The organism is Profundibacter sp., assembly GCF_056498605.1.
On the sequence record NZ_JBSMEZ010000138.1, the window covers coordinates 1 to 24,763 of the forward strand.

The following is a 24,763-nucleotide window of genomic DNA, read 5'->3' on the forward strand; positions in this document are numbered from 1 at the left end:
CCCAAAATTCGCCAATATCTTGCAACGCGGGTCCGACACACGCCCGATTGCCGCCGCCGTAAACCCGTCGCCCAGCGTCGGCAGCACCGCATCATACGCCATCAGCGCACTTGCCGCCTCGTCTTCGCTCATCGGTTGGGTTGTGGGGCGTACGGCGACCTCGAATTCAGCAGCCAAAGCCGCCATCACCGCATCAGGCAAAGCCCGCGACACCAACAGGTTTGCCATCAATGCATCCTCCCGCCCAGTGGCACGTCCTGATCCGGCACCAGCAGCACAATGCCCCCGTCCGCATCGGGCACCCCCAGTACTAAAATTTCCGACATGAACTTGCCAATCTGGCGCGGCGGGAAATTGACCACCGCCATCACCCGCTTGCCGATCATGCCTTCCGGCGTGTAATGCGCCGTGATTTGGGCCGAGCTTTTCTTCTCGCCCATCTCGTCGCCAAAATTCACCCACAGTTTGATCGCAGGAACACGGGCTTCGGGATAGGCTTGCGCCCGCACCACCTCGCCCACCCGAATATCCACCTTCAGGAAATCATCAAACGTCAGGTCGTTGCTCATTTCGACAACTCCCGTGACCGGTCAGCCGATGCCGCCACCGCCCGAACCATCAACGGTGTCAGTCCCGTTTGCGCGTCCATCAAAACCTCTAACGCCGCCGCCGTTGTGCCTTGCGGGCTGGTCACATTCACCCGTAACTGTGCCGGATCCTCATCCGCCATTTCCGCCAATTGACCAGCACCACCCACCGTCGCCTTGGCCAACTTCATTGCCAGTTCGGGCGATAACCCTTGTTCAACACCGGCAGCGGCCAAGGCCTCTATCATCAGGAAAACATAGGCCGGACCGGACCCCGAAACCCCCGTCACCGCATCAATCTGCGCCTCGCTATCCAATCGCACCGTTTGGCCCACCGCCTGTAACAATGTTTCAGCCAACGCGATCTGATCCGGCGTTGCCGCCCCGTTACCAATCAACGCCGTTATCCCGCGCGACACAGCAGCGGGGGTGTTTGGCATGGCGCGAACCACCGGGGTATCCCCGCCCAATGTGGCCTCGTAAAACGACATCGGCGTGCCAGCGGCCACGGTGATAAACAGCGTAGTGCCATTGCCAAGCGGGGTTAACAGGGGCAACGCTTCGGCCATCATCTGCGGTTTCACAGCGATCAAAACTATCGCCGGTGCAGCAGGTAAATCCGCGTTCAGATGCAACCCGTCCGCAACCAGCCCCTGCACCCAGTCACTGGGACGCGGGTCCATGATCCAGACTGACGACGCAGGCAGGCCCTGCCCCAGCCAGCCCTGCAGCATTGCCGATCCCATTTTGCCGCAGCCCAGCAACACCAGCCCGCGATCAATTACATCATTCATGTCCATTTTGATTTGCCCTGTATAACCCGTTGTTCAGGGTCAAAGATTAGGCGCGACCGTAAGCCTCGGCAATAGCAACCTGCATCGCTTGCTCCACCGGTTGATCACCCCAAACCACCAGCTGAAACGCCGGATAGAACCGCTCTGCCGAATCCACCGCAGCGTTAATCAGCGTCGATATCTGCTCGGGCCCCGCGATCTGGCCGCCCGATAACACCAGCCCATAGCGATAAACCATCAAACGTTGCTCCCGCCAATAGGTGAATGCCCCAGCCCAACAGCGGTCATTCACCGAATTCAGCGCCTCGTACAGCTGCGGCAGCTTCTCTTCCGGCGGCTCCATTTCAAAGGTGCAGATCATGCGCAGGGTTTCGTCCTGTGCCGACCACGCCAGCGTGATCGAATAGGTGCGCCACTGCCCTATGACCGCCATCGCGATCTGGTCGTCGGCCACACGGTCAAAATCCCATGCGTGATGCTCGGCCAATGTTTCTACGATGTCGATTGGATGCAGATCATCTACATCCATAAACTGTTCGGATAGTGACATGTGCCTGACCTCTACTGCTACAGCCTCGCGCGGGTGGCAGCCCACGATGACTAGGTCTATATACCAGAACGAGTGGATGTTACCCCTCGCCATTACTAGATATGGTGGTGCATGGGGATGAATCTGTAAAGTGGTTTCTTCAGGTTATCCCCAGATAAATAATGCCCTTGCCATAGAATACCCGTTGGACAGGCTAGACACAGAGACTTAAAAATGGCCTCGTAGCCCAAAATGGGGCCGCACAGGTATGAAAAACCAAATCAAAATTGTCCGCACCGATCAAGAACTGGAATGCCCACACATTGACCGCACCCTGCGCGAGGCTGGGATAAATCTGGTCCTGTTGCCCGATAACGTGAGCGACGCCACGCTGCTGCATGAAACATGCGACGCCGACCTGATCCTGATGTGCTACACCCCGATCACTGCCAAGGTTATTGCGAACGCCAAGCACCTGAAAGGTATTGTCAAATACGGCGTCGGCATCGATGCCATCGATATTGACGCCGCCCGCACCCGCAATATTCCGGTGGCTAATATCCCCGAATACGCCGAACAAACCGTGGCCGAGGGCGCCTTTGCGCTGCTGATCGCTTTAGCGAAAAAACTGGTGCCGATGCATCAGGCCATGCAGGCCAAAGGCTGGGTCTGGCCCACAGCACAATGGTTGGGTTCTGACATTGCCCAAAAAACCATCGGGCTGGTCGGGGTCGGCAAAATCGGCCAAAGCATGGCCCGCATGGCGGGATCGGGGTTTGGGGCCAACGTTCTGGGGTATGATCCGAACATGTCACGCGAAACGATGCAGGCCGCCGGCGTTGAAAAATGCGATGATCTGCTCGACATGCTGAAAACTTGCGATTTCATCTCGATCCACTGCGTCCTGAACAATGACACGCACCACCTGATTGGCGAACCGCAATTACAGGCTATGAAACGCTCGGCCATCCTGATCAACACATCACGCGGCGCGATCGTGGACGAGGCCGCTTTGGTGCAAGCGCTCCAGAACGGATCAATCGCAGCTGCAGGGCTGGACGTCTACAGCCACGAGCCGTTGAACCGCGCAACCCACCCGATGCGCGCGCTCTTTGAAATGGACAACGTCATTCTAACCCCGCATCTTACGTTTTACACCAAAGAAGCCATGCAAAGATTAGAGGCGGAAACGCTTGAAAGGTGCTTTGAACTTTTGGCAGGTGACCCCGTTCTGGTAAAATCCAAAGACCCGCGCCTGCTGGCACAACAATGCGGCGTGACGTTTGGCACATGATACACGGGCGATGCGTCAAATATTTGTCAGAACTACAGAATACCGCTAGACTTGAAATTCATCCACCAGCGCGGAGATAAAAATGGCCTCGAACAATACACGCATTCAGCGGGTCAAGAAAAACGCCCATGAGAACGACCGCCACAGCGGCTGCTCGCAAGGGGTATTGCTTGCCCTGCAAGACGAGTTCGGCATCGGCAGCCCCGAGGTCTTCAAGGCTGCCACCGTGCTATCAGGCGGTGTTGCGCGCCACGGCGAAACCTGTGGCGCATTGCTCGGATCACTTATGGCGCTGGGTCTGGTCGTGGGGCGCGAGAAAATGGAAGACACCCAGACTTACCGCGATTCCATGGACCCGTCTGCCGACATCATCGCGCGATATAAAGAAGAGCTGAAAAAACAGTTCGGCTTTGAAGGCGAACTAGAAGGCACCCTATGCAAACTAATCCACGCCAAAATCTATGGCCGCGCCTTTGATATGACCGACAAGGACGACTATCAGGCGTTCCTAGATGCAGGGGGACATGGTGATAACGGCTGCCTAAAAGTCTGCGGAATTGCCGCCGAGGTCGCAGCCGAAAAGATACTGGAGATCGAAAAGGATAGAGAGGAATAGAGCGCAAACCGCCCCCTTCTCTTTTTCCTAAATATCTCCGCCGGAGGCTCTGCCCTCTCCCCAAACGAAAACGGTGCGTATTTCTCCACCACTCATCCCCCATCGCCTCCCCCTTCAGGGGGACCGAGGGGGTTTTACCAACTATAGAGCGTGGGCGTCAGCCCGCATCGTTAAACTCAGGCTTTCTTGGCGCGAGGGGCCGCTTTCTTTTTGGCCGCAGGCTTGGCCTCTAACGCATCCAGCCGCACCTTTAACGCTTCATTTTCTTCGCGCGCCTTTTGCGCCATCGCCCGAACCGCATCAAATTCTTCGCGCGAAACGAAATCCTTATCCGCCATCCAGCGGTCAATCCAGCTTTTCATCGCTGTGTTGGCTTCATCTTTCGCCCCTTGGGCTACGCCCATCGCATTGGTGAACATATCGGAAATGTCGTCTAGAACTTTATTTCGGGTTTGCATGGTTGCCTCCGGCGTTTGCTGTTAACGCATATATGAGGTGACAAACGGCAAATCTCAAGGTTGACTTTGCCAATCCACAAAAGGCAGTTAACAAATATGCAGTTTATTATCCCTTTCCCCGGCATTGGCAATGAAATCTTCAGCTTTGATATTGGCGGGTTTTCATTCGCCCTGCGCTGGTATGCGCTGGCCTATATCGTCGGCATCATCATCGGCTACCGCATCGTGCTGCGGGCCGTGCGCACCCCCAACCTGTGGCGTGACGAAATCGCACCCACAACCCCTGACCTGATCGAGGCTTTCCTGACATGGGCCATCCTTGGCATCATTCTTGGCGGACGACTTGGCTTCGTTATGTTCTACCAGCCCGCCTATTACCTGCAAAACCCAAGCGAAATTCTGCAAGTCTGGAATGGCGGCATGTCGTTTCATGGCGGGTTTATGGGCGTGGTGCTCGCCGGCCTGATCTTTTGCAAAAAACACGGCATCAAAATGCTGCCCTTTGGCGATCTGATGGCGATGGCCGCCCCGATGGGCCTGTTGCTGGGCCGCTTGGCCAATTTCAACAGCGCCGAATTGTGGGGCCGCCCCTCGACCCTGCCGTGGGCGGTGATCTTCCCCGGAACCGCCGCTCAGGATTGCCCCGACATCGCAGGCCTCTGCGCCCGCCATCCCTCACAACTTTACGAGGCCGCGATGGAAGGGTTGATCCTTGGCGCCGTGATCCTGTTCCTTGCATGGCGACGCGGTTGGTTAAAAAAACCAGGCCAACTCATGGGCCTGTTCATCGCCGGATATGGCGTGTCGCGCTTTATCGTTGAATTCTTCCGTCAGGCCGATGCCCAATTCATCACCGCGACCAATCCGATGGGATACGTCATGCAATTTGGCGACTTCGGCCTAACCAAAGGCCAGCAACTATCGCTCCCGATGATCGCCATCGGCATCCTTTTCATCATCATCGCAAGGAAACGCACATGACGCCACAGATGACTCCACTGGCCAAAATCCTGATCGACCGCATCACCGACACGGGGCCAATTACGCTGGCCGACTATATGGCCGAATGCCTGCTGCACCCCAAACACGGCTATTATTCCACCCGTGATCCGTTCGGTGCGGATGGCGATTTCACCACCTCGCCCGAAATCAGCCAGATGTTTGGTGAACTTCTGGGCCTGTGTCTGGCCCAGACATGGTTGCAACAAGGCTCGCCCACCAAATTCATCCTCGCCGAACTTGGCCCCGGGCGCGGCACCCTGATGGCCGACGTTTTACGCGCCACCAAAGGCGTGGCCGGTTTCCACACCGCCGCCCAAATCACCTTGGTCGAAGCCTCAGCAGCACTGCAAAAAGTGCAACGCGAGAGCCTGTCGGACTATGACGTCACATGGGTCGGCACCATCGGTGAAGTGGCTGACGCACCGCTTTACCTTCTGGCCAACGAGTTTTTCGACGCCCTGCCAATCCACCAATACATCATGGACGCAGATGGCTGGCGCGAGCGCCTTGTCGGTGTCACCGATGGCGAACTGGCCTTTGGTGCATCCGGCGTGGGCGATGTGCCGCCGCTGAACCACCGGCGCAAAGATTGCCGCGACGGTGATCTGGTCGAGGTGTGCGGGGCGGCCACCGCCATCGCCACCGAAATCGCCGCCCGCATTGCTGCTAACGGTGGCGCAGCGATCATCATCGACTACGGCGACTGGCGCTCCTTGGGCGACACCATTCAAGCCCTGCGCGCCCATGAATTCGACACCCCGCTGGCCCACCCCGGCGAGGCCGACATCACAGCCCATGTGGATTTTGAAGCCTTGGCCGTGGCCGCCGTCACCCACACCCCTGTCAGTAAAATAATCCCTCAAGGCGAACTGTTGCAACGTTTGGGTATTGATCAGCGGGCCGAAGCATTGGCACAGGGGCTAAGCGGGACAGCGCTTGAAACGCACACCACCGCCCACAGGCGCTTGACCGATCCCACCGAAATGGGCACCCTGTTCAAAGCCATCGCTTTTTATCCCAACGGCCATCAACCCCCACCCGGATTTACGCCATGACCCTTGAAATTCTTACCGCTGACAGTCTGTCCGCATTTCGCCACGGGTTCTTTACCCGTCGCGGCGGCGCCTCCAGCGGTATTTTCGAGGGATTGAATTGCGGGCACGGATCCTCCGACCAAACGCAGGCCGTCACCCTGAACCGCAGCCGCGTGGCCGATGCGATGGATGTGGACGCTGGTGCCCTTGCCTCGGTTCACCAATATCATTCCGCCGAAGTGCTGACACTCACCGCTCCGATCAGTGGCAAGCGCCCAAAGGCCGACGCGATGGTCACGGCCACACCCGACATTGCTTTGGGCATCCTGACCGCAGATTGTTCGCCTGTGCTGTTTGCTGATCCGCAGGCCGGCGTCGTTGGCGCGGCCCACGCCGGATGGAAGGGGGCCATTGGCGGCATACTCGAGGCCACGCTGGACGCAATGGAGACACTGGGCGCGACCCGCGCCAACATCGCCGCCGTCATCGGCCCCTGCATCAGCCAAGCCGCCTATGAGGTCGGGCCGGAATTTATGGACACCTTCATAGCAGATGACCCAGACCACGCACGGTTCTTTTCCGGTGGCACGGGCGATCGTGTCCAGTTTGATCTGCCCGCCTTTGGGCTGCACCGTTTGCGCAAGGCCGGCGTGGCTCAGGCTGAATGGAGCCGCCATTGCACCTATAGCGATGCAGGCCGGTTTTATTCCTACCGGCGCAGCGTCCACCAAAAAGAGGCCGATTACGGGCGGCTGATTTCTGTCATCCGGATTTAGCCTGGCCAGACGAAATTAGACGCAACCATGGCAAATCTTGCCCAAGTCCTGCCCAAGTTCAGGAAACAATCCACGTAATTTCAGTGGATTGGTGCAAGCAAACAGCCCAATCCCCCATAAAACAAAGCGCAATGTTCTAGGCAGCGTCTGCCAGCACCCGCGCCTTATTTGCCCAAAAATAAATTAGTTTTTATTCAAACTTTCTTGTTTCCCGCCATTCTGCCGCCCGAATGCCCCGCCATATTAAGTCTTGTCAGCACATGTTGACACAGAATTTCGCGGCAAGCGCCTACAGGTTACGCAGCGCACCGCCCAATATGAACCAAACGGGAGCAGACAGATGCAAAAGCAAAAACGTATGATCAGCAACATTATCACCGAGGCCGCAAAAACCGACGTGGTTATGCCTTGGACCCGCGGCGCACGTCGCACTGAATGGATCGCAAAACGTGGCGCACGCACAGCACCGCTGAAAACCGTTCGCGCCTGATATTTTCGACACGCAGTGATTTACTGCGCAACCAAGAACATTTTGACGACATCCACATTTTAACAAGTTCTCAGGCCACCTTCACAGGTGGCCTTTTTCGTTGCCCGTTTCCCGGCTTCCGAATCAAAATAAGGCGCTTCGGCCCTGATTTTGGAAACAGTTCCTGCAATCGGACCTGATTGAACGCCGATCTGCATCCATTAACCGTTAATTTTTGACAATGCACCGCCATTGCGTTCATTTTAGTCTTAACAAATTCACTATGCATCTTCGGTGGGGACCGAAGGAAGATGTGCCACCGAAAGGGACGCATCATGGACTATCCCCGCCGCTCAAAACCAATGGGCATAGAGAATAACAATACGGTTCCTCATACGTGGACCGCTCGACCAGACAGGCGACCTCTGCGTGCCATGCCTCGGACACGCCGTTACGAGGTCGCCTATCTGGGCCACAATTCCGAAATTATCGATTTCAACCGGATCGCCCCTGCGATGCCGGTGTTTGAAGACGCCTTTTGCGCCATGGCGCGGGGTACGCTTATTGCCACCGAAGACGGGCCGGTTGCGGTCGAAGACCTGCTGCCGGGCACCCGCGTTTGCACACGAGACAACGGGGCGCAAACACTACTATGGGTCGGGTCAATGAACATCGTTTCCGGCGCTGAACACCAGACCGAGGGCATGAGTAACCTGTCACGCATCACTGCCGACAGCTTTGGTCTGGGCCGCCCGATGCCCGATCTGTTGCTGGGGCCGCGGGCCCGCCTGTTCCGTCAGGATTCCGCCCTGATATCGGCTATGGGCACAACTGCCGCCCTTGCCCCGATCACCGCCTTTATTGATGGCGATACAGTGCTGGAAATCACCCCCGCAGCGCCGGTGCGCGTATATCATCTGGCGTTCGCGCAGCACCAGATCATCTGCGCCAACGGGTTGGACATCGAAAGTTATCACCCCGGATATCGGGACGAAATGCGCCTGAACGGCGAAATGCGGTCGTTGTTTTTAACACTGTTCCCGCACATTACATCCTTAAGTGCGTTCGGATCACTGGCATATCCACGCATGTCATTTGATGCGGCTCTCGGGGTTTTGGCCGCATAGGATCAGGCAGATTTATTCAGCCGTTTTTCCAATACGTCAAACGGCACGCCCGGCTCGTCCTTGGCGCCGCGAATAACTAATGACGTTTTGACACTGGCCACATTGTCAGCCGAGGTCAGCTGCTCGGTCAAGAAATTCTGGAATGTCGAAAGATCCGGCGCCACGCATTTCAGGATGAAATCGACCTCGCCATTCAGCATGTGGCACTCACGCACTAACGGCCAGCCTTGGCATTTTACCTCGAACGCCGACAGGTCCGCCTCGGCCTGACGCTCCAGACCGACCATCACAAACACCTGCACCTCGAACCCCAACGCGCGTGCATCCACATCGGCATGATAGCCCCGAATATATCCGCTTTCCTCTAACGTGCGCACACGGCGCAGGCACGGCGGGGCCGAAATGCCGACACGTCTGGCCAGTTCGACATTGGTCATCCGCCCGTCAGCCTGCAATTCAGCCAGTATCATCCGGTCAATTGGATCAAGTTTCGATGCGACCATGATTATCCCTTACATCATTTTCGCGGATTGTATGCGCAGGCCCGCCCGTGCGCAACAATATTTCACAATTGCGCAATATTCTTAGCAAACCGGTAAACTCCGCGTCATTTCCCCGCGCGTGGTCTACGGGGGCTTTTCCTGCCCGCCTTGGGCGATTATATCAATCTGAACAACCAGTTTTCAAAGGGGGCTATCATGGCCGACACACGTCACACAAAAGTTCTGATTATTGGCTCCGGCCCTGCAGGATACACCGCCGGCGTCTACGCCAGCCGCGCTATGGTGGAGCCGATTTTGGTGCAAGGGTTAGAACCGGGCGGCCAGTTGACCACCACCACCGACGTTGAAAACTACCCCGGCTTTACCGAAGTCCAAGGCCCTGATCTGATGATCAAAATGCAGGAACATGCGAGCGCCATGGGCACCGAGATTATCAGCGACATCATCACCGATCTGGACCTGTCCAAACGCCCGTTCACCGCCAAAGGTGACAGCGGCACGGTTTACACGGCGGATGCAATTATTTTGGCCACCGGCGCGCGCGCCAAATGGCTGGGTCTGGACACCGAGGAAGAATTCAAAGGCTTTGGCGTCTCGGCCTGCGCCACCTGTGACGGCTTCTTTTACCGCGGCATGGAAATCGTCGTGGTCGGCGGCGGCAATACGGCGGTTGAAGAAGCGCTGTTTTTAACCAATTTTGCCAGCAAAGTCACCCTGATCCACCGGCGCGACGAGTTGCGCAGCGAACGCATTCTGGCGGATCGCCTGATGAAGAACCCCAAAATCGAACCCTTGTGGTTTAACGAACTGGTCGAAGTGGTTGGCGAAGACAACCCCAAAGGCGTCACCGGTGTGCGAACCAAAAACGTCAAAACCGGCGAGATCACCGAAATCCCCTGCAAGGGCGTGTTCATCGCCATCGGCCATGCACCGGCCAACGAATTGGTCAATGACGTGCTGGAAACCCACATGGGCGGCTACGTCGTGACCCAGCCCGACAGCACTGCCACCTCAATCCCTGGCGTGTTTGCGGCAGGCGATCTGACCGACCATAAATACCGTCAGGCCGTCACATCCGCAGGCATGGGCTGCATGGCCGCACTCGAGGCTGAACGGTTCTTGGCCGAACAGGATGACACCTAGGTTCGTCCCCCTTTCGGGGCGCTTTTACCGGATCACTTTTGCCAATGACGCTCTGCGCGTTTTAGGCGGAGTGATCCACCCCGAGGGGCGTTTTCACCACCATGCCCAACCCGCCTTTTACTGCTCCCCCACCGTTGATGCCGCATCAGCCGCTGTCGCCGTTTACCTAAAACCGGATGATCCACCCCGCGTGATTATCCCGCTTGATGTAACGGGCGCAAACCTCTGCGATCTACGCGCCCCCGACACCTGCGCAGCCCTTGGCATTGATCTGGAAACCCCCTCTGTTCCGTGGGTGCCACAACGCCAAAAGGGCATCCCCGCAACCAGTTGGCAAGCCAGCGATGCGGTGCGCCAAACGGGGGCCGACGGGATGATATACACCTGTCGGCGCGAACCCCGCCTGCGCTGGCATATCGTCCTGTTTAACTGGAATTCTGACCACGGTGCACAGGTCCGGATCGCAGGCACGCCTGAACGGTTCATCCCCGAAAGCAGCTGATCAAATTGCGGCCTTACAAATCACTTCCGACCTGAAACAGACAGTCCCCGCGCTCGACCTGCCCGGGAACCCGTTTGCATAAAACCATGCCATCATGCTGAAAATACAGGGTTTTCGGCTCTTCCCACGGGTCTTGCGGGAAATGGATTGCACCCGCAGCATCACCCTTTTTGACCTCGTCTTCCACATCGCAATACGGCTCGAACAGCCCGTCGTCATAGGCGATAACACTGTCGGTTATGGTCAATTCCCGCGTGCCGCCCGCCGCATCCGGAACATAAGACGGCAACATGCCAACGCAATGCAGCATCCGCCGAATACCCCGTTCTGTCAGCGCTAAAATTTCGCGCGTCACCGACCCACCACCGCCGAGTTCAGCCATCACCGTGATCGCACCCTTGCGCCCTGCCCCGCCCATCGCCGTGCGCGCCGTGGATTTACGCCCTCCACCGCTGGTAAACACCCACGCATAAGGCGCATCAAACGCCGCCTGCAATTTGATCAACATCTCGGATTCTTCCGCAGAATGCCCCAGCCCGCGCAGCAATGTCGCCGGATAATACAGCGACGCCCCCCCCGAATGGAAATCAAAGAAATAGTCGCACATCGGCAACATTTCTTCCTCGATATAATGTGCAATCATTTCGGTTGGAGTGCCATGTGAATTGCCCGGAAACAAACGGTTCAGATTACCGCCATCTATCGGTGCCGTCCGCGTCCCCGCCGCCGCAGCCGGATAATTCGCCATCGTCATTATAATCAGCCGCCCCTGAATATCGCCAACATCCAGTTCCCTGCACAACTTGGTCAGGGCAATTTGCGCCTCGTACTCATCACCATGATTGCCCGACATCAGAAATACCGTCGGTCCCTCGCCGTTCTTGATCATCACAATCGGGATCAGAATGCGACCATATGCGCTGCGGTGAACCGAATGGGGCAGGCGCAAATAACCGGTATGCTTTCCCTCGGCCTCAAAATCTATATCCGAACGGATCAGACTTGCTGACATGAAAAATCCTCATTCCGCATCATTCTAGGCGAATATAACCAAGTCGTCTTTGCAATGCCAAGGCGCGCCCTTGATGATAATCATAAAAACTGTTCCACAGCAGCACCAAATCGGATTTTTCGCACTATTTCTCGCAAAACAGGCCACGTCCTGCTTGAATTTGGCCACATTCCCGCGTTATTTGCGCGTGAATACGCCTTTGTGAACAGGCCCGCAAAACCAATAACAATTACAGAACGAGAGTATCCAATGTCCATGCCCATCCTCGCCCCGATTCCGGAGCTGTATGTCTCTTACGAAAGTGCGCAAAAGCTAAAGGTCGAGGCCGGCGAACTGACCTCGTGGGATCTGACCCCGCGCCAGATTTGTGATCTGGAACTGCTGATGAACGGCGGGTTCAGCCCGCTTAAGGGGTTTCTGAAACAGGATGATTATAACGGCGTCGTTGAGAACATGCGGCTTGCCGATGGCACCTTGTGGCCAATGCCGATCACACTGGATGTGAATGAGAAATTTGCTGACAGCATCAAGTCCGGCCAAGATATCGCCCTGCGCGACCAAGAAGGCGTAATCCTTGCCATTATGTCGGTCACCGACAAATGGGAGCCAAACAAATCGCTTGAGGCCGAAAAAGTATTCGGCGCCAATGATGATGCGCATCCTGCGGTGAACTACCTGCACAACACGGCTGGCAAAATCTACCTTGGCGGCCCGATCACCGGCATCCAGCAACCCGTGCACTACGATTTCAAGGCGCGCCGCGATACCCCGAATGAATTGCGCGCCTATTTCCGCAAACTGGGCTGGCGCAAAGTTGTGGCCTTCCAAACCCGCAACCCGCTGCACCGCGCGCATCAGGAACTGACCTTCCGCGCCGCCCGCGAGGCTCAGGCCAACCTGTTGATCCACCCCATCGTTGGCATGACCAAACCCGGCGACATTGACCACTTCACCCGCGTGCGTTGTTACGAGGCGGTGCTGGACCAATATCAGTCCTCGACCACCACCATGTCGCTGCTAAACCTTGCCATGCGCATGGCTGGCCCGCGCGAGGCGGTTTGGCACGGATTAATCCGTAAAAACCACGGCTGCACCCATTTCATCGTTGGCCGTGACCACGCTGGCCCCGGCAAAAATTCTGCAGGTGATGATTTCTATGGCCCCTATGACGCACAGGATTTGTTCCGCGAGCATCAGGACGAAATGGGCATCGAAATGGTCGATTTCAAACATATGGTTTATGTGCAGGAACGCGCCCAATACGAGCCCGCCGACGAGATCAAGGACAAAGACACCGTCACCATCCTGAACATCTCGGGCACCGAACTGCGCCGCCGCTTGTCGGAAGGTCTGGATATCCCTGAATGGTTTTCCTTCCCCGCCGTAGTTGAAGAACTGCGCAAAACCCGCCCCGCCCGTCACAAACAGGGCTTCACGGTGTTTTTCACCGGCTACTCCGGCTCTGGCAAATCCACCATCGCCAACGCACTGATGGTCAAACTGATGGAAATGGGTGGCCGCCCAGTGACATTGCTGGATGGTGACATCGTTCGTAAAAACCTGTCCTCGGAACTGGGTTTTTCCAAGGAACACCGCGACCTGAACATCCGTCGTATCGGTTATGTCGCCAGTGAAATCACCAAAAACGGCGGTATCGCCATCTGTGCGCCAATCGCGCCCTACGCCACCACCCGCCGCGCGGTTCGCGAAGATGTCGAAGCCTTTGGAGCGTTCATCGAAGTCCACGTCGCCACCTCCATTGAGGAATGCGAACGCCGTGACCGCAAGGGGCTGTATAAACTGGCCCGCGCTGGCAAGATCAAGGAATTCACGGGTATTTCCGACCCTTACGATGTCCCTGAAAACCCCGAACTTTCTGTCGAAACCGAAAACGTCGAGGTTGATAACTGCGCCCATCAGGTGCTGCTGAGACTCGAAAGCATGGGTTTGATTGCGGGTTAGGCCTCGCCACGAAACAACAAACCAATGGCCGCAACCTTACGGGTGCGGCCTTTTTCTTTGGTCTTGGCAATCACCCAAGAGTAACGTTTACTCGCGTCACGCATAGCCAGTCAAGGATGCAACCAATGCCGCAAACCAACGCTATGTTCGATGATGGCCGACACAGCCGCGCGAAAATCGGGTTTGTGCTGCTGGCAACCGAGCAAACAATCGAGGAAAACGTATCTCGCCTGTGCCCGCCCGGAGTCGGCATGCACTTTACCCGCGCCGCCAATCCCGACAGCATCACCGTTGCAAGCCTCGCCCGAATGGCCGATGATCTGGCCCGCGCCGCCAGCACTTTGTTGCCCGACGGCAGCCTTGATGTGATCACCTATGGCTGCACCTCGGGCAGTCTGGTGATTGGCGAAACCCGCGTCTTTGCCGAGCTGAACAAGGGCGCACCCGCGGCCATCGCCACCTCGCTCATCACTGGCGCAATCCGTGCATTGCGTGCGGTTGGTGTATCACGCATTGCGGTTGCCACACCCTATCTGGATGAAATCAACGCATTTGAGGCCAAATACCTGCAAGACGCCGGATTTGAGGTGCCCCGCATCAAGGGGTTAAATCTGGAACGCGACAGCGATATGATCCGCGTACGCCCCGATTTCATCGCCGAATACGCCGCTTCTCTGGACGGCCCAGATGTGGACGCCATATTCATTAGCTGTGGCGCGTTACGTTCGCTTGATATAGTTGATCGTCTTGAACAAAGGTTGGGCAAGCCGGTGATTTGTTCCAATCAGGCAATGATTTGGGATGTGTTGCGACTGGCTGGAATTGACGATAAAATTGAAGGATACGGTCGCCTGATGCGCGATTATTGAAAACCGGATGATCCCTATGAACAAACAGCCAGCCCCGACAGACACTACAAACCTTTTTATCATCGGTGGCGGCATCAACGGCTGCGGCATTGCCCGCGATGCAGCAGGGCGTGGCCTGTCGGTGACACTGGCCGAAATGAACGACCTTGCCTCGGCCACCTCTTCGGCCTCGACCAAACTGTTCCACGGCGGTTTGCGCTATCTGGAATATTTTGAAATCCGTCTGGTGCGCGAGGCGCTGCGCGAACGCGAAGTGTTGCTCACCGCCATGCCGCATATCTCGTGGCCGATGCGGTTCGTGCTGCCCTATCACAAGGACATGCGGTTCGAGAACGACACGCCGGTTTCAAAACTATTGTCTTTCATCATGCCGTGGATGAAGGGGCGCCGCCCTGCTTGGCTGATCCGCCTTGGGCTGTTCATGTATGACCACATGGGCGCACGTAAAATCCTGCCCGCCACCCGGACCCTAAACCTCGCCCATGATCCGGCTGGCGTGCCGCTGAACCCAAAATATCGCAAAGCCTATGAATATTCCGACTGCTGGGTGCAGGATTCACGTCTCGTTTCGCTAAACGCCCGTGACGCCGCCAATCGCGGTGCCAACATCCTGACCCGCACCAAAGTCACCAAAGCCATCCGCGTCAATGACCTGTGGGAAATCACCACCCAATCCCCCGATGGCACACAACAAACCCACCACGCCCGCGCGCTGGTGAATGCCGGTGGGCCGTGGGTCAAAGAACTGCTGACAGGCCCGCTAAATCACCAGACCAAACAAAACATCCGCCTGGTGCGTGGCAGCCACATCGTGGTGCCCCGCCTGTTTGACCACGACCGCGCCTATTTCTTTCAAGGCACAGACGGGCGCATCATTTTCGCCATCCCGTACGAGGTCGATTTCACCTTGATCGGCACCACCGACGCCGACCACCCCGACGCCGATACCTCGGCAAAATGCAGCGAGGCCGAGCGCGACTACCTTTGTAAATTCGCTTCCGGCTACTTCAAAAAACCCGTCACGCCGGATCAGGTTGTCTGGTCATATTCCGGCGTGCGCCCGCTTTATGATGATGGCTCCTCCTCGGCCAGCGCCGCCACCCGCGACTACGTTATTTCTCTGGCCGATGATGCGCCCACCGCGCCGCTTCTGAACATCTTTGGCGGCAAAATCACCACCTACCGCCGCCTCGCCGAAACCGCGCTAAAACAGCTCGCGCCGTTCTTTCCCGACCTGCCGGATAACTGGACCGCAGGTATCCCGCTGCCCGGCGGCGACTTCCCCGTTGATGGTGTTAACGCATTGCTCGCCAACATAAAATTCCGCTACCCGTTCCTTGACGACAGATGGGCGCTACGCCTGATGCGAACCTATGGCACCGACGTTTTCAACCTGCTGGGGGATGCAAAATCCACGGGTGATCTTGGCCAACACTTCGGCTGGACGCTTTATGCCGTTGAGGTCGACTGGCTGGTGCAAAACGAGTTCGCCCAAACTGCAGATGACATCCTGTGGCGGCGCACAAAACTCGGCCTGCACCTGACACCGGATGAAAAAAAGGCCCTCACAGATTACCTCTGAAGGCCCCTTCTTCTTGCCTTAAATACCTGCCGCGCGCAGCGCAAATCCCGAGCGTAAGCGAGACATCAAGCAGCCCGCAGGGCTTCCGCCTAACTAGTCCTCATAATCTGACAACGGCGGACAAGTGCAAACCAGATGCCGATCGCCATAGACATTATCCACCCGCCCCACCGGCGGCCAATATTTGTCCACCTTAAAGGCGCCAGGCGGAAAACAGCCCTGCGCACGGCTATAGGGCCGGTCCCAATCCGCCACCAGATCACTCACCGTGTGCGGCGCATTCTTCAGCGGATTATTCTCCCCGTCCATCGACCCGCTTTCGACTTCGCCAATCTCGGCGCGGATCGATAGCATCGCCTTGATAAACCGGTCCAGCTCGGCTTTGCTCTCGCTCTCGGTCGGCTCCACCATCAAGGTGCCCGCCACCGGCCAGCTCATCGTCGGCGCATGGAACCCGCTGTCGATCAGACGCTTGGCAATGTCATCCACAGTGATATGGGCGCTTTCCTCAAACGGGCGGGTGTCCAGAATGCACTCATGCGCAACCCGCCCGCCTTTGCCCTTGAACAGAACGTCATATGCGCCTTCCAGCTGCTTGGCCAAATAGTTGGCGTTCAAAATCGCCACCTTGGTGGCTTGGGTCAAACCAGCGCCGCCCATCATCATCACGTAGCCCCAGCTGATCACAAGGATCGATCCTGACCCATACGCCGCCCCCGAAACCGCGCCCTCGCCTCCCACCGGATTGCCCGGCAAATACGGTGCCAGATGCGATTTTACTCCGATTGGCCCCATGCCCGGCCCACCACCGCCATGCGGAATGGCAAATGTCTTGTGCAGGTTCAAATGGCTGACATCCCCACCGATTTCACCGACTTTGGTCAACCCAACCATCGCGTTCAGGTTGGCACCGTCGATGTAAACCTGCCCGCCAAATTCATGGGTAATATCACAAATCTCGCGCACGGTTTCCTCGAACACCCCGTGGGTCGATGGATAGGTGATCATGCAAGCCGCCAGATCACCACCCGCCGCCTCGGCTTTGGCGCGGAAATCAGCAACATCAATATCGCCGTTTTCGGCGGATTTGATCACAACCACTTTCATCCCCGCCATCTGCGCGCTGGCCGGATTGGTGCCATGTGCCGACACGGGGATCAGACAAATATTGCGATGCCCCTCGTCGTTTGCACGGTGATAGGCGTTGATCGTCAACAGACCTGCATATTCGCCCTGCGCCCCCGAATTGGGCTGCATCGACATCGCGTCATAACCAGTGATCAGACACAGTTTATTGCTCAAATCCTCGATAATCTCGGTAAAGCCGACCACCTGATCATCAGGGGCCAGCGGGTGGATATGGGCAAATTCAGGCCAGCTAAGCGGCATCATCTCGGCGGCTGCATTCAGCTTCATCGTGCAGGATCCCAGCGGGATCATCGCGCGGTCCAGCGCCAGATCACGGTCCGCCAGACGGCGCATATACCGCATCATTTCAGTCTCGGAGCGGTTCATATGGAACACCGGATGCGTCAGATAATCCGAGGTCCGTAACAACGCGTCCGGCACACGGTATTCCGCATGCAAATCCTCGTCCGTGCGCTCAATCCCGAACGCCCGCCACAGCCGCTTCAACGTGTCGGATCGCGTGGTTTCATCCAGCGTGATCCCCAGCTTGGTCTTGCCAATTTTGCGCAGGTTGATCCGTTGATCCACTGCCGCTTTCATAATCGCACCCTGCAGCGGGCCGACATCAACAGTCACTGTATCAAAGAATGTGTCAGGCTCGATCACAAACCCCGCATCCTCCAGTCCACGCACCATCCGCACGGTTTTGCGGTGAATACGCTGGGCAATTGCCCGCAACCCTTTTGGCCCATGAAACACCGCATAAAGCGACGCCATCACCGCCAGCAAAGCTTGCGCGGTGCAGACGTTCGATGTCGCCTTTTCACGGCGGATATGTTGCTCGCGGGTTTGCAGCGACAAACGGTACGCTGGGTCGCCATGGCTGTCGATCGACACACCGATAATCCGGCCCGGCATGTTTCGTTTCATCGCATCCTTACACGCCATATAAGCGGCGTGTGGACCGCCATATCCCAATGGAATACCAAACCTCTGGGTGCTGCCAACCGCAATATCCGCTCCCATTGCGCCGGGTTCCTTCAGAATGGTCAACGCCATCGGGTCTGCAATCACAATGCCCACGGCCTTGGCCTCGTGCAGCGCCTCCATTTGCGGCGTGAAATCGCGCAGATGACCATAGGTTCCCGGGTATTGGAAGATAGCGCCAAATACCTTGTCGGCCTCCAGATCATCAGGGCAGCCCACAATCACCTCGATACCCAAGGGCTGCGCCCGCGTCTGCATCACCGCGATATTTTGGGGGTGACAGTTTTCGTCAATAAAAAACGCACCCGCCTTGGATTTTGCCAGACGCTGCGCCATCGTCATCGCCTCGGCGGCGGCTGTCGCCTCGTCCAGCAAGGACGCGTTGGCGATCTCCAACCCCGTAAGGTCAGTGATCATGGTTTGGTAGTTCAACAACGCCTCAAGACGGCCTTGGGAAATCTCCGGCTGATAGGGGGTATAGGCCGTATACCACGCCGGATTTTCCAGAATATTGCGCTGGATCGCGGGCGGAGTGATTGATCCGTGATACCCCTGCCCGATCATCGTGGTGAACACCTTGTTCTTTTTGGCCACCTGCCGGATGAACCACATCCATTCACGCTCGGACTTGGGCTTGCCAAATTCCAGCGGCTCCTTTGAACGGATACTTTCGGGCACCGTCTGGTCAATCAACTCGTCCAGCGTGTCCACCCCTAACACCTTCAGCATCGCCTCCATTTCCTCGGGCGACGGTCCGATGTGGCGACGGTTGGCAAAATCGTAAGGCAGGTAATCGGTGGGCGCAAAAGACATGGTGTTCTCCAATTTCAAGCAGGCATTCATCGGCCCTTAGCAGGACACTCTTCATTCAGCAAAGACGCCTGTAAGGGCTAATGATCGGTTGGTTAGCCGATGAATTTCTTATAGGCGGCTTCGTCCATCATTTCGTCCATCTGGGACGCATCCGCGATCTTCATCTTGAAGAACCACGCATCCCCTTGGGCATCTTCATTCACCTTGCCCGGCTCATCCACCAGCATCGCGTTCACCTCGACAATCTCGCCATCAATCGGGGCCAGAATGTCAGAGGCCGCCTTAACCGATTCAATCACCACAACCTCGTCGTCCTTGACGACCTCGGTGTCGGCGTCGGGCAGTTCGATAAACACCACATCGCCCAGCTGTTCAGCGGCATGTTCGGTGATCCCCACAACCACAACGTCACCTTCAACGCGCAGCCATTCGTGCTCTTCTGTGAATTTCATAGTCTCTTCTCCCTTTGGAATTATCGTTTGTAGGTTGAGGGCCGGAACGGCATATCCGCCACAGTCGCGGCCAAACGTTTGCCCCGCACCTCGGCGAATATTTTTGTGCCCGTTGCGGCAAATTCAATAGTGACATAGCCCATCGACATAGGGCGCCCGATGGTTGGGCCAAACGCGCCGGATGTGATTTCGCCCATTGGCGCATCTGCATCCTCAGACGCAAATAACATCGTATGCGCCCGCATCGGCGCACGGCCATCGGGCAGGATACCAACCCGCCGCCTAAGCGCCCCGTTTTCCAGTTCGTTCAGGATGCGGTCCGCACCGGGGAAGCCGCCCTCACGCTCGCCACCCTTGCGGCGCGCCTTTTGAATGGCCCATTCTATCGCGCCCTCAACAGGGCTAGTGGTTTCATCAATGTCATTTCCATACAGGCACAAGCCCGCCTCAAGCCGCAGACTGTCGCGCGCGCCAAGGCCGATCAGCATCACCCCGTCCGAAGTTAAAAGCGCCTGTGCAAACGCCATGGCCTGATCATTGGCCACGGAAACCTCATAGCCATCCTCGCCGGTATAACCCGAGCGTGACACCCACAAATCACCAAATTCGGACGCCAGCACAGCCACATCCATAAACCGCATGTCGGCAGCGGCGGGTGCGATGCCGCATAGCACCGCTTCGGCCAGCGGTCCTTGCAACGCCAGCAAAGCCCGATCCCCGATCACTTCGATCTCGCATGCATCCGCCAAATTCGCCCGCATATGCGCAATATCTGCATCCTTGCAGGCCGCATTCACCACCACGAACAAATGATCGCCTCGGTTGGCCACCATCAAATCATCCATAATCCCGCCCGCATCATTGGTGAACATCGCATACCGCTGTCGACCATCCTTTAGCGCCAGCAATGACACCGGCACCAACCGCTCCAACGCCAAGGACGCATCATCAACATTGCCGGATTTTGGCCGCAAGATAACCTGCCCCATGTGGCTGACATCAAACAGGCCCGCAGCGGTGCGGGTATGGATGTGTTCTTTCATCACCCCCATCGGGTATTGCACAGGCATTTCGTAGCCCGCGAACGGCACCATCTTTGCACCCAGTTCCAGATGCAAGTCATACAGACCAGTTCGTTTCAAATCAGACATTCATTTGCCCCCTTGCCATTAACCAGATAAATATTCCGGCACCAATTCAACGGCCTATCTAGCCGCCATATCAATGCCCCCTCTGTCCTTCTCGCCTGAGATCGCTATCCCTTCGGCGGGCGCACATCGCGCCACTCTCCAGAGTTTTATCGGTCAAACAGTCGGTCCTTTGGGCCTGAGAGTTTAGCGGGGCGTATGCTCCTTCGGCACTGGAATTCACCAGATTCTCCCGATGTTGACGTGGGCACGTTAGACCAGTGTCTGAATGCTCGCAAGGGGTTGTATTCATCTGCATACGAATGCACAAATCACCATATGAATGATCCTTTTTTCTTTGGCTATGGTTCGCTGGTGAACCGCAATACGCATGACTATGCGCAGGCCCATCCGGCCCAGATCACCGGCTGGCGCAGGGCGTGGCGACGGTCTCCTAGCCGCGATTTATGTTATCTGACGGCAGTTCCCGATCCGGCCAGCACGATTGAAGGGTTGATTGCTGCGGTGCCAAACGGCGACTGGGCCGCCCTCGATATCCGCGAGCGGGCGTATCTGCGCCATGATGCCACCCACCAGATCAATCACGAAATTAACCACGATCCGGAAGTCGCAATATACGCCATCAGTGCTGACGCACACTATCCGCCAACCGCGCAAAATCCGATCCTGCTGTCCTATCTGGATGTGGTTGTGCAGGGTTATCTGGCAGAATTTGGCGAGGACGGTGTGGCGCGGTTTTTTGCGACCACCGATGGCTGGGGCGGGCCGATCCTGAACGATCGTGCCACCCCGCAATACCCCCGCGCCTGCATCCTGAACACAGTAGAAACTGCACTGGTAGACGCCCACCTTGCAGCGGCCGGTGCAATGGTCCGCGTCCCTGACCCCGACGCACCAATTGATTTGGCATTCTAGCCCCGCCAGTGTAAAAGCCCGCCAACCTTCCCTTATTCATGGCGCGAACCAATGAACAAACACCGTTCCGAACTACTGATGCCCGCAGGCAATCTGCGCAAACTAAAAATGGCAATCCTGTACGGGGCCGACGCCGTGTATCTGGGCACCCCCGACATGTCCCTGCGCACCAAATCGGAGTTCTCGCTGGACGACGTGATCGAGGGGGTGAAATTCTGCCACGCCCACGGCAAACGCGCCTACCTCACGCTGAACTTGTTCTCCCACAACAAAGACATCCCGAAACTGAAAGAATACGTCGAAACCGTGCGGCAGGTGAAACCTGACGGCCTGATCATCGCCGACCCCGGCGTGTTCCAGTTCGTCAAAACCCACGCGCCCGAACTGCCGCTGCACATCTCGACCCAAAGCAACGTATCGTCATGGCTATCAGTGAAATTCTGGCAAGACCTCGGTGCCGAACTCGTCGTCTTGGCCCGCGAGGTCTCCTTCGCAGAACTCACTGAAATCCGCGAAGAATGCCCTGATATCAAGCTAGAGGCCTTCGTCCACGGCGCCATGTGCATGACCTATTCTGGCCGTTGCCTGCTGTCCAACTTCATGTCCGAACGCGGCGCGAACCAAGGCAACTGCGCCAATTCCTGCCGTTGGAATTACAAATTCCGCATGCGGATGAAAGACGGCACCGTGCAGGACCTGCACATCACCGATGAGAACTACGACATGTTCGAATTCCTGCTCGAAGAAGGCTGCCGCCCTGGTGATCTCCTCCCGATCGAAGAAGACTCGCGCGGCTCCTACATCCTGAATTCCAAAGACCTGTGCATCATGCCCAAACTCGACGAATATCTGCGCATTGGCGTCGATAGCCTCAAGGTTGAGGGGCGCGGCAAATCCGAATATTACGCCGCCATCGTTGCGCGCGCCTACCGCATGGCCATCGACGACTACTATGCAGACCCCGAAAACTGGAACCCGCTGCCCTACATGCGCGAGTTGGAATCGGTGGGTAATCGCGGCTACACGCTCGCGTTCCATGAGGGCCGCCTAACCAACCATGCGCACAACTATGAGCACACCGCCGCCATGGCCCATTGGGAATACGCCGGCGTGGTCGCCGAGGTCACCGAAGACGCATTTCTGGTCGAGGTCAAGAACAAGTTGGAAGCGGGCGAAGTGCTCGATTTCGTCTCGCCCATCGCCCGCGAAACCGTGCTGTTGCGGATGTATGACTTTGAGGATTCGACCACCGGAGAGAAAAAAGACGTGATCCACGGCGGTACCCGCACCACCATCCGCATCCCGTTCTCGCTGTTCGACCACGAAGACCCGAACGCCCTGCGCGCCCGCTTCCCGCAATATAGCGTGATGCGCAAGGAACGCGCCCTGACCGATGAGCAATGGGCCCGCATCCGGCTGGATAAACTAACCCAAGGGTTGGAAATCAGCGGCAAGGACAACCCCGCCGCCTACACCAAACGCCGCGACGCGCTGGTCGACAAAATCGAGGAAAACACCTCGGGAAACACTGGCGACCGCCGCTTCAAAACCAACCGCATCGGGGTTGATGGCTGCTGCGGCAAAGGCTGCAACGGCTGCATGATGTTCTGGGAAGACGACCAATACGCCCGCGCCCGCGAAGTGCTGCAAAAACGCAAACAGGGCGAGCAACTGACACGGGCCGAGGCGGCAGAGTTCAAACTGCCTGCGGAGTGAGCGCGGTGGTCCAAAAGCTGTGCCTGTGAATAAATAATTCGGAGAGAGCTCGCTCGTTAACTCTACATAACGAACCCTAAGTGAAAGGTAGTTATGCGGACAAAGTGACAATCGGTACAACCGCCTCTATGTCCGCTCCCAGCCCCAAAGCGGACATGCCGCATCGACAGAAACGGCGGAAACCGGACATTCGCTGTGGTTTCCGCAAAGGTCGGCTATGTGGTGCGAGGGTGCCTTCGATGTTCTTGCTTTCAGGTCGATTTCCGGCCCAATGCTGCCGTCGATTGTTGCTTGGAAAGCTCCGTCAAAAGCACTTTCCCAACACTAGTTTTTCTTTCGGTGGTGAAGCGGCCAAAAGGTTTATCGGCAGCTGAACCATTCACAAAAAACAGCTTGTCAGATTCGCCTACCGACACCATTTCGGCATGTACTTTCAGAGGGGACCGGAGCTTCGTTCCATCCTTTGAATTCTCGTGGGACTGCACGATCGGCCATTTGCGGCCATTTTCGAACGTCGAGTTCCACGACGTGATATGGTCCCATCCTACGGAGGCGATTACAATATGTGGCTTCAGCGCGATCAGTAACTCTTCAAACACCTCTTTACCCATATCTGTAAGACTGTCCTTTGAAGGGTTAGGCAGTTTTGACCAAGTCGGTGAAGTGGCGATAGGGGAGCACATATCTAAATGTAATGCGGTCCGTGAATACTTTGCCTCCTTATCCATTGTACCACCATACGAAGCTCCCATGCCGTTAAGAACAGGCTCAAAACTGCTAAACCACCCTGCATATGGATTTCGTTTGAAGTATTCTGACAGCACCCCCTCCAAACCTAGTGGGCCGGACAAGCCCAAATCCAAGTCAAAACGTGCTGTGCCGGCGTTGGTAAACTCGGCGTCAGATGGGTTGAGGGCGGCGGTCACAATCCGTAAATCTGATTGAAGATAAGCAGCACAATCTCCGAAGTACGGAATAGGAACCGCGTTGGATACAACGAAACCTTGTTCACGCATTTCTTCAAAGTGGTTTAGGCATTTTTTATATAGAGACGATGGTAATAAGGTTGTGGACATGTTGAAAGAGTGCCTCTTCTAATGAATGCCGTCAACTAAACTTTACAAAGTACACTAACTGCGCTTAGCCGCCGTTTTAACCCACCGCAGCATCTGGCACTTTGGGCTCAAACCCGCCATCTGTCCATATTACTCAGCACCCCCCTAGGGCGTAGACTCATAAATACCAAATAGCAATTGCAGCGAGATGGGCAGCAGAGAGGAATGTTTCAGGGCAACGGAAAGTTCGCAATGACAATGAGCGCCAGTCCTTGATGCGGTTAAAACAG

At 56.6% G+C, this 24,763-nt stretch carries 24 protein-coding genes, 1 pseudogene and 2 riboswitches; of the genes and pseudogenes, 14 read left to right on the forward strand and 11 right to left on the reverse strand.

All coding sequences use genetic code 11. From position 1 onward, the window contains the following. The 4 genes and pseudogenes from ACWB12_RS13455 to ACWB12_RS13470 all read right to left on the reverse strand — a co-directional run. Nucleotides 1–228, reverse strand: a pseudogene (locus ACWB12_RS13455) (D-glycerate dehydrogenase); the annotation flags it as partial. Continuing rightward, nucleotides 228–569 (reverse strand): tRNA-binding protein, encoded by a 342-nt coding sequence (locus tag ACWB12_RS13460; protein ID WP_479530606.1) that lies wholly within the window; start codon nucleotides 567–569, stop codon nucleotides 228–230. The pseudogene ACWB12_RS13455 and the gene ACWB12_RS13460, both read right to left, overlap by 1 nt. After that, on the reverse strand, nucleotides 566–1,387 hold the full coding sequence (proC, locus tag ACWB12_RS13465; RefSeq protein WP_479530607.1) for a pyrroline-5-carboxylate reductase: 822 nt from the start codon (nucleotides 1,385–1,387) through the stop codon (nucleotides 566–568). The genes ACWB12_RS13460 and proC overlap by 4 nt, the downstream gene beginning before the upstream one ends. A gap of 40 nt (nucleotides 1,388–1,427) precedes the next feature. After that, nucleotides 1,428–1,931, reverse strand: a complete 504-nt coding sequence (locus ACWB12_RS13470; RefSeq protein ID WP_479530608.1) for a type III secretion system chaperone family protein — start codon at nucleotides 1,929–1,931, stop codon at nucleotides 1,428–1,430. 247 nt (nucleotides 1,932–2,178) lie between these two features. Between ACWB12_RS13470 and ACWB12_RS13475 the strand changes: the two genes are divergently transcribed. Then, entirely contained in the window at nucleotides 2,179–3,204 is a 1,026-nt protein-coding gene (locus tag ACWB12_RS13475) for a 2-hydroxyacid dehydrogenase (protein WP_479530609.1), read from the forward strand. 82 nt (nucleotides 3,205–3,286) lie between these two features. Next, nucleotides 3,287–3,820, forward strand: a complete 534-nt coding sequence (locus ACWB12_RS13480; RefSeq protein ID WP_479530610.1) for a C-GCAxxG-C-C family protein — start codon at nucleotides 3,287–3,289, stop codon at nucleotides 3,818–3,820. Between the two features lie 176 nt (nucleotides 3,821–3,996). Here the strand turns inward: ACWB12_RS13480 and ACWB12_RS13485 are convergent, their stop codons facing one another. Beyond that, nucleotides 3,997–4,278, reverse strand: a complete 282-nt coding sequence (locus ACWB12_RS13485; RefSeq protein ID WP_479530611.1) for an accessory factor UbiK family protein — start codon at nucleotides 4,276–4,278, stop codon at nucleotides 3,997–3,999. A gap of 96 nt (nucleotides 4,279–4,374) precedes the next feature. Here ACWB12_RS13485 and lgt point away from each other — a divergent pair, with 96 nt between their 5' ends. The 5 genes from lgt to ACWB12_RS13510 all read left to right on the forward strand — a co-directional run bounded on the left by lgt (nucleotide 4,375) and on the right by ACWB12_RS13510 (nucleotide 8,686). Continuing rightward, nucleotides 4,375–5,259, forward strand: a complete 885-nt coding sequence (gene lgt, locus ACWB12_RS13490) for a prolipoprotein diacylglyceryl transferase (RefSeq protein WP_479530612.1) — start codon at nucleotides 4,375–4,377, stop codon at nucleotides 5,257–5,259. 8 nt (nucleotides 5,260–5,267) lie between these two features. Next, the gene (locus ACWB12_RS13495) at nucleotides 5,268–6,335 is read left to right on the forward strand and encodes a class I SAM-dependent methyltransferase (RefSeq protein WP_479530629.1); all 1,068 of its coding nucleotides are present in this window, start codon (nucleotides 5,268–5,270) and stop codon (nucleotides 6,333–6,335) included. Further along, nucleotides 6,332–7,090, forward strand: a complete 759-nt coding sequence (gene pgeF / locus ACWB12_RS13500) for a peptidoglycan editing factor PgeF (protein ID WP_479530613.1) — start codon at nucleotides 6,332–6,334, stop codon at nucleotides 7,088–7,090. Before ACWB12_RS13495 ends, pgeF begins: the two co-directional genes overlap by 4 nt. Nucleotides 7,091–7,430: 340 nt before the next feature. Then, entirely contained in the window at nucleotides 7,431–7,580 is a 150-nt protein-coding gene (locus ACWB12_RS13505) for a hypothetical protein (RefSeq protein ID WP_479530614.1), read from the forward strand. A gap of 413 nt (nucleotides 7,581–7,993) precedes the next feature. Next, a complete protein-coding gene (locus tag ACWB12_RS13510; RefSeq protein WP_479530615.1) occupies nucleotides 7,994–8,686 on the forward strand; it encodes a Hint domain-containing protein in 693 nt (230 codons plus the stop codon). Between the two features lie 2 nt (nucleotides 8,687–8,688). Here the strand turns inward: ACWB12_RS13510 and ACWB12_RS13515 are convergent, their stop codons facing one another. Next, the gene (locus ACWB12_RS13515) at nucleotides 8,689–9,189 is read right to left on the reverse strand and encodes an Lrp/AsnC family transcriptional regulator (protein ID WP_479530616.1); all 501 of its coding nucleotides are present in this window, start codon (nucleotides 9,187–9,189) and stop codon (nucleotides 8,689–8,691) included. 195 nt (nucleotides 9,190–9,384) lie between these two features. Between ACWB12_RS13515 and trxB the strand changes: the two genes are divergently transcribed. Together trxB and ACWB12_RS13525 are read left to right on the forward strand one after the other, a co-directional pair. Beyond that, on the forward strand, nucleotides 9,385–10,332 hold the full coding sequence (gene trxB, locus ACWB12_RS13520) for a thioredoxin-disulfide reductase (RefSeq protein ID WP_479530617.1): 948 nt from the start codon (nucleotides 9,385–9,387) through the stop codon (nucleotides 10,330–10,332). Then, on the forward strand, nucleotides 10,322–10,834 hold the full coding sequence (locus ACWB12_RS13525; RefSeq protein ID WP_479530618.1) for an RES family NAD+ phosphorylase: 513 nt from the start codon (nucleotides 10,322–10,324) through the stop codon (nucleotides 10,832–10,834). Before trxB ends, ACWB12_RS13525 begins: the two co-directional genes overlap by 11 nt. A gap of 13 nt (nucleotides 10,835–10,847) precedes the next feature. On the opposite strand, the gene ACWB12_RS13530 is transcribed toward ACWB12_RS13525, so the two are convergent. Next, nucleotides 10,848–11,846 carry a succinylglutamate desuccinylase/aspartoacylase family protein gene (locus ACWB12_RS13530; RefSeq protein ID WP_479530619.1) on the reverse strand — a complete coding sequence of 333 codons (999 nt, stop codon included), beginning with the start codon at nucleotides 11,844–11,846 and terminating at the stop codon, nucleotides 10,848–10,850. Nucleotides 11,847–12,095: 249 nt separating this feature from the next. Between ACWB12_RS13530 and ACWB12_RS13535 the strand changes: the two genes are divergently transcribed. The 3 genes from ACWB12_RS13535 (at nucleotide 12,096) to glpD (ending at nucleotide 16,259) form a co-directional block, all read left to right on the forward strand. Then, nucleotides 12,096–13,808, forward strand: a complete 1,713-nt coding sequence (locus ACWB12_RS13535; protein WP_479530620.1) for a bifunctional sulfate adenylyltransferase/adenylylsulfate kinase — start codon at nucleotides 12,096–12,098, stop codon at nucleotides 13,806–13,808. Between the two features lie 125 nt (nucleotides 13,809–13,933). After that, nucleotides 13,934–14,677: a maleate cis-trans isomerase family protein gene (locus tag ACWB12_RS13540; protein WP_479530621.1), complete on the forward strand. Its 744-nt coding sequence runs from the start codon at nucleotides 13,934–13,936 to the stop codon at nucleotides 14,675–14,677. A 16-nt stretch (nucleotides 14,678–14,693) separates the two neighbouring features. Continuing rightward, entirely contained in the window at nucleotides 14,694–16,259 is a 1,566-nt protein-coding gene (gene glpD, locus ACWB12_RS13545) for a glycerol-3-phosphate dehydrogenase (RefSeq protein ID WP_479530622.1), read from the forward strand. Between the two features lie 93 nt (nucleotides 16,260–16,352). Here glpD and gcvP read toward each other — a convergent pair whose 3' ends face one another. The 3 genes from gcvP to gcvT form a co-directional block, all read right to left on the reverse strand. Then, complete coding sequence (gene gcvP / locus ACWB12_RS13550) at nucleotides 16,353–19,187, reverse strand: aminomethyl-transferring glycine dehydrogenase (RefSeq protein WP_479530623.1); 2,835 nt, start codon at nucleotides 19,185–19,187, stop codon at nucleotides 16,353–16,355. Nucleotides 19,188–19,279: 92 nt separating this feature from the next. Then, nucleotides 19,280–19,639, reverse strand: a complete 360-nt coding sequence (gene gcvH, locus ACWB12_RS13555) for a glycine cleavage system protein GcvH (protein WP_479530624.1) — start codon at nucleotides 19,637–19,639, stop codon at nucleotides 19,280–19,282. A gap of 20 nt (nucleotides 19,640–19,659) precedes the next feature. Then, complete coding sequence (gcvT, locus tag ACWB12_RS13560; protein WP_479530625.1) at nucleotides 19,660–20,790, reverse strand: glycine cleavage system aminomethyltransferase GcvT; 1,131 nt, start codon at nucleotides 20,788–20,790, stop codon at nucleotides 19,660–19,662. Nucleotides 20,791–20,862: 72 nt separating this feature from the next. After that, a riboswitch (glycine riboswitch) is annotated at nucleotides 20,863–20,942 on the reverse strand. Next, a riboswitch (glycine riboswitch) is annotated at nucleotides 20,943–21,032 on the reverse strand. It abuts the riboswitch before it with no gap. Nucleotides 21,033–21,105: 73 nt separating this feature from the next. On the opposite strand from gcvT, the gene ACWB12_RS13565 reads away from it, so the two are divergent. Both ACWB12_RS13565 and ACWB12_RS13570 read left to right on the forward strand, forming a co-directional pair. Then, complete coding sequence (locus tag ACWB12_RS13565) at nucleotides 21,106–21,702, forward strand: gamma-glutamylcyclotransferase family protein (protein ID WP_479530626.1); 597 nt, start codon at nucleotides 21,106–21,108, stop codon at nucleotides 21,700–21,702. Between the two features lie 51 nt (nucleotides 21,703–21,753). After that, nucleotides 21,754–23,418 (forward strand): U32 family peptidase, encoded by a 1,665-nt coding sequence (locus tag ACWB12_RS13570; protein ID WP_479530627.1) that lies wholly within the window; start codon nucleotides 21,754–21,756, stop codon nucleotides 23,416–23,418. A gap of 251 nt (nucleotides 23,419–23,669) precedes the next feature. Here ACWB12_RS13570 and ACWB12_RS13575 read toward each other — a convergent pair whose 3' ends face one another. Then, nucleotides 23,670–24,494, reverse strand: a complete 825-nt coding sequence (locus ACWB12_RS13575; protein WP_479530628.1) for a hypothetical protein — start codon at nucleotides 24,492–24,494, stop codon at nucleotides 23,670–23,672. Nucleotides 24,495–24,763: the final 269 nt, after the last annotated feature.

Excerpts from the sequence above, each read along its gene's own strand:
- ACWB12_RS13460 (WP_479530606.1), bottom strand. The coding sequence starts at position 569 with ATGAGCAACGACCTGACGTTTGATGATTTCCTGAAGGTGGATATTCGG.
- proC (WP_479530607.1), bottom strand. The coding sequence starts at position 1,387 with ATGGACATGAATGATGTAATTGATCGCGGGCTGGTGTTGCTGGGCTGC.
- ACWB12_RS13470 (WP_479530608.1), bottom strand. The coding sequence starts at position 1,931 with ATGTCACTATCCGAACAGTTTATGGATGTAGATGATCTGCATCCAATC.
- ACWB12_RS13475 (WP_479530609.1), top strand. The coding sequence starts at position 2,179 with ATGAAAAACCAAATCAAAATTGTCCGCACCGATCAAGAACTGGAATGC.
- ACWB12_RS13480 (WP_479530610.1), top strand. The coding sequence starts at position 3,287 with ATGGCCTCGAACAATACACGCATTCAGCGGGTCAAGAAAAACGCCCAT.
- ACWB12_RS13485 (WP_479530611.1), bottom strand. The coding sequence starts at position 4,278 with ATGCAAACCCGAAATAAAGTTCTAGACGACATTTCCGATATGTTCACC.
- lgt (WP_479530612.1), top strand. The coding sequence starts at position 4,375 with ATGCAGTTTATTATCCCTTTCCCCGGCATTGGCAATGAAATCTTCAGC.
- ACWB12_RS13495 (WP_479530629.1), top strand. The coding sequence starts at position 5,268 with ATGACTCCACTGGCCAAAATCCTGATCGACCGCATCACCGACACGGGG.
- pgeF (WP_479530613.1), top strand. The coding sequence starts at position 6,332 with ATGACCCTTGAAATTCTTACCGCTGACAGTCTGTCCGCATTTCGCCAC.
- ACWB12_RS13505 (WP_479530614.1), top strand. The coding sequence starts at position 7,431 with ATGCAAAAGCAAAAACGTATGATCAGCAACATTATCACCGAGGCCGCA.
- ACWB12_RS13510 (WP_479530615.1), top strand. The coding sequence starts at position 7,994 with ATGCCTCGGACACGCCGTTACGAGGTCGCCTATCTGGGCCACAATTCC.
- ACWB12_RS13515 (WP_479530616.1), bottom strand. The coding sequence starts at position 9,189 with ATGGTCGCATCGAAACTTGATCCAATTGACCGGATGATACTGGCTGAA.
- trxB (WP_479530617.1), top strand. The coding sequence starts at position 9,385 with ATGGCCGACACACGTCACACAAAAGTTCTGATTATTGGCTCCGGCCCT.
- ACWB12_RS13525 (WP_479530618.1), top strand. The coding sequence starts at position 10,322 with ATGACACCTAGGTTCGTCCCCCTTTCGGGGCGCTTTTACCGGATCACT.
- ACWB12_RS13530 (WP_479530619.1), bottom strand. The coding sequence starts at position 11,846 with ATGTCAGCAAGTCTGATCCGTTCGGATATAGATTTTGAGGCCGAGGGA.
- ACWB12_RS13535 (WP_479530620.1), top strand. The coding sequence starts at position 12,096 with ATGTCCATGCCCATCCTCGCCCCGATTCCGGAGCTGTATGTCTCTTAC.
- ACWB12_RS13540 (WP_479530621.1), top strand. The coding sequence starts at position 13,934 with ATGCCGCAAACCAACGCTATGTTCGATGATGGCCGACACAGCCGCGCG.
- glpD (WP_479530622.1), top strand. The coding sequence starts at position 14,694 with ATGAACAAACAGCCAGCCCCGACAGACACTACAAACCTTTTTATCATC.
- gcvP (WP_479530623.1), bottom strand. The coding sequence starts at position 19,187 with ATGTCTTTTGCGCCCACCGATTACCTGCCTTACGATTTTGCCAACCGT.
- gcvH (WP_479530624.1), bottom strand. The coding sequence starts at position 19,639 with ATGAAATTCACAGAAGAGCACGAATGGCTGCGCGTTGAAGGTGACGTT.
- gcvT (WP_479530625.1), bottom strand. The coding sequence starts at position 20,790 with ATGTCTGATTTGAAACGAACTGGTCTGTATGACTTGCATCTGGAACTG.
- ACWB12_RS13565 (WP_479530626.1), top strand. The coding sequence starts at position 21,106 with ATGAATGATCCTTTTTTCTTTGGCTATGGTTCGCTGGTGAACCGCAAT.
- ACWB12_RS13570 (WP_479530627.1), top strand. The coding sequence starts at position 21,754 with ATGAACAAACACCGTTCCGAACTACTGATGCCCGCAGGCAATCTGCGC.
- ACWB12_RS13575 (WP_479530628.1), bottom strand. The coding sequence starts at position 24,494 with ATGTCCACAACCTTATTACCATCGTCTCTATATAAAAAATGCCTAAAC.